This is a genomic window from Burkholderia sp. Ap-955 (assembly GCF_011753045.1).
GTDB classification, from domain to species: domain Bacteria; phylum Pseudomonadota; class Gammaproteobacteria; order Burkholderiales; family Burkholderiaceae; genus Burkholderia; species Burkholderia lata_D.
On sequence record NZ_VWWH01000217.1, the window covers coordinates 1 to 956 of the forward strand.

A 956-nucleotide genomic window follows, 5' to 3' on the forward strand; every position below is an offset into this window, starting at 1 on the left:
GACGCCGGCCGACGGCCCGGCGGCCGGCGCACCCGCGCAGAACCTGCTCGGCACGCTCGGCAGCTTCTCGCGCACGACGCAGCAGGCGGTCGTGTCGCACTACAACGTGCAGCCGGTGCTCGACCTCTTCGCGTCGGTGCAGGGGCGCGACCTCGGCGGCGTCACCGCCGACGTGACGAAGCTCGTCGACGCGGCCCGCGCGCAACTGCCGCCGGGCTCGTCGATCGTGCTGCGCGGCCAGGTGCAGGCGATGCACGAATCGTTCACTGGACTGCTCGGCGGCCTCGTGCTCGCGATCGCGCTCGTCTACCTGCTGATGGTCGTCAATTTCCAGTCGTGGCTCGACCCGCTCGTGATCGTCGGCGGCCTGCCCGCGTCGCTCGCCGGCATCGCGTGGATGCTGTTCGTCACGCGCACGACGCTGTCCGTGCCCGCGCTGACGGGCACGATCCTGTGCATCGGCATCGCGACCGCGAACAGCATCCTCGTCGTGAACACGGCGCGCGAACTGCTCGCCGGCGGCGCGCCGCCGTGGCAGGCCGCGCTGGACGCCGGGTTCAGCCGCTTCCGCCCAGTGCTGATGACCGCGCTCGCGATGCTGATCGGGATGCTCCCGATGGCGCTCGGCCTCGGCGACGGCGGCGAGCAGAACGCGCCGCTCGGCCGCGCGGTGATCGGCGGGCTCGCGTTCGGCACGGTGTCGACGCTGCTGTTCGTGCCCGTCGTGTTCGGCTTCGTCCACGCGTGGCTCGACCGGCGTCGCGAGGCCGCGGCCGCACGGCGCGCGCAGCACACCTCCGATACGCCGGCGCTGGGCTGATCGCGCCGCCGCCCTTTCATCCGATTCGTCCAACCTCGAACCCCCATCATGAACGACTCGATCGAACCCCTCGCCCCGCCGGCCGCCGACGCGGCCCACCCTGCCGGAAGCGCGGTCGAAAGCGCGGCCGGACCAC

At 72.7% G+C, this 956-nt stretch carries 1 protein-coding gene; it reads left to right on the plus strand.

Going from position 1 to position 956, the window contains the following annotated elements; all coding sequences use genetic code 11:
- Positions 1–820: efflux RND transporter permease subunit (locus tag F3J15_RS37410; RefSeq protein ID WP_166897838.1), on the plus strand; the 820-nt coding region annotated here is incomplete at its 5' end.
- Positions 821–956 lie beyond the last annotated feature (136 nt).